Here is a 2,192-nt window from a genome sequence, read left to right on the forward strand (position 1 = left end):
TCGCCGAGAAGTACGGCATGATCTTTGTCCATCCCACGAGCAACGAGCCCTTCGACGTCGATGACGTCCTGAGCGGGGCGCAGGACGAGCTCGCCGACTACGGCCTGGCCGACTACGTGCACGTCGAGACGCGCGTCAATACGTGGAAGATGAACTGGAAGCTGTTCCTCGACACGTTCACCGAGTCGTATCACATACGCTGGCTGCACAAGAATTCCATCGCGCCCTACTTCCTGTGCGATCTGATCTTCGACGCCTATGGCCCCCATCCGCGCACCATCGGCCTGCGCAAGGACGTGGTCGACCAGTTCAAGGACAAGCCGCGCGAGGAATGGCGTCTGCTGCCCTTCTCGACCACGCAGTACTTCCTCGTGCCCAACGGACTGCTGGTCTATCAGCTCGATCACATCGAGGTGTGGCGCGTGACGCCGATCGATGTCGGATCGTGCCGGGTCGCCACCACCCTGTTCGCGCCGAATCCGCCCACCACCGAGAAGTCGCGCAACTACTGGAAACGCAATCTCGACATCCTGCTCGACGTCACCGGCAAGGAGGATTTCCCCTTGCAGGAGCGCGTGCAGGCGAACCTCGCCTCGGGTGCCCTGCCGGAGGTCGTCTACGGCCGGATCGAGCCCGCGCTCGTCCATCTGCATTCCTCGATCAACGCGGCGGTCGACGCCCCGGCGGGCGCCTGACCGTGGGGCGCTTCGCCGGCAAGGTCGCCGTCGTCACGGGCGGCGCGACGGGCATCGGCTTCGCGGCAAGTCGGCGCCTGCATGCCGAGGGCGCCTCGGTGGTGATGGCGGGACGCCGGCCGGCCGAGGGCGAGGCCGCGGTGGCGGCGATCGGCTCGGCGCGCGCCGTCTTCAAGAAGACCGACGTCACCGAACGCGACCAGCTCGACGCGCTCTACCATTACGCCGTGCAGCAGTTCGGCCGGCTCGACGTCGTGGTGAACAATGCGGGTGCGGCCGGCTTCGGGCCGGTGGCCACGCTGCAGTCCAAGCACTGGCACAGGATCCATGCCGTCAACCTGCACGCGCTCTTCGAATCCTGCCAGGCCGCCCTGCCCCATCTCCTGGCGACCATCGCGAACGACGACGATGCGTCGGCTGCGATCGTAAACGTGTCGTCCGTCTCGGGCATGGCGGGCGACCATGGGCTCGCCGCCTACAACGCCGCCAAGGCCGGTGCGCTCAATTTCACGCGCAGCCTGGCGCTCGAGCTGGCGCCGCGCCGCATCCGCGTCAATGCAGTCTCGCCCGGCGCAGTCGACACGCCGCTGGCGGCGGCGACCTCCGGCACACCGGTCATCGCCGGCGCCTTCCGGGCCGCCATCCCGATCGGCCGGTTTGGCCGCCCCGAGGAGATCGCCGCCGCCATTGCCTTCCTTGCCGCCGACGAGGCGAGCTTCGTCATCGGCGCCAATCTCGCGGTCGATGGCGGCCTCACCGCCGGCACCGGGCATCCCAACATGCTGATGATGTTCGGCGATGACTGGTGGTCGGCCACCGACAAGGCCGCCGCCGAATGACAAAAGGAAGGCCAAACCGCGCCCTGGTCGTCGGCGGCACCGGTCCGACGGGCCCCTTCATCGTCAACGGGCTGCGCGAGCGGGGCTACAAGGTCACGATCTTCCATCGCGGCACGCACGAGATCCCCGAGATCCCGGACGATGTCGAGCACATCCACGGCGATCCGCATTTCGCCGAGACGATCGACGCGGCGCTGGCCGGCCGTACGTTCGATCTCACGATCGCAAGCTACGGTCGGCTGCGGCTGCTGGCGGCCGGCTTGCAGGGCCGCACCGGGCGGTTCATCGGCATCGGCGGCTATGCCGCGTACCGCGGGTGGATCGACCCGCACCGTCTGGACCCGCCCGGGATGACGAGTCCGGTGCCCGAGACCGCTCCCGTCGTCGCGACCGAGGAAGAGCAGAGATTTGGCTGGCTGATCGCGCAATCGGAACAGATCGCCCTGACCTTGCATCCGAGCGGGACCGTGTTCCGCTATCCCTATGTCTACGGACCCTACCAGATCCGGCCGCGCGAATGGTCGTTCATCCGTCGCCTGCTCGACGGACGCCGGGAGATCATCCTGCCGCACTACGGGCTCAGCCTGTCCACCCATGGCTGGGCCGGCAATCTCGGCCACGCCGTGCTGCTGGCGGTGGACCAGCCGGAAATGGCGGC

The 2,192-nt window shown here is 67.7% G+C and carries 3 protein-coding genes; all 3 read left to right on the plus strand.

Going from position 1 to position 2,192, the window contains the following annotated elements:
* Nucleotides 1-695, plus strand: a 695-nt coding sequence (locus JOY90_RS19575; RefSeq protein WP_291692756.1) for an SRPBCC family protein, incomplete at its 5' end; no start/stop codon positions are given.
* A 2-nt stretch (nucleotides 696-697) separates the two neighbouring features.
* Nucleotides 698-1,534: an SDR family NAD(P)-dependent oxidoreductase gene (locus JOY90_RS19580; RefSeq protein ID WP_291692757.1), complete on the plus strand. Its 837-nt coding sequence runs from the start codon at nucleotides 698-700 to the stop codon at nucleotides 1,532-1,534.
* Nucleotides 1,531-2,192, plus strand: a 662-nt coding sequence (locus tag JOY90_RS19585; protein ID WP_291692758.1) for a hypothetical protein, incomplete at its 3' end; no start/stop codon positions are given. The genes JOY90_RS19580 and JOY90_RS19585, both read left to right, overlap by 4 nt.

It is taken from the genome of Bradyrhizobium sp., assembly GCF_019242285.1.
Classification (GTDB): Bacteria; Pseudomonadota; Alphaproteobacteria; order Rhizobiales; family Xanthobacteraceae; genus Bradyrhizobium.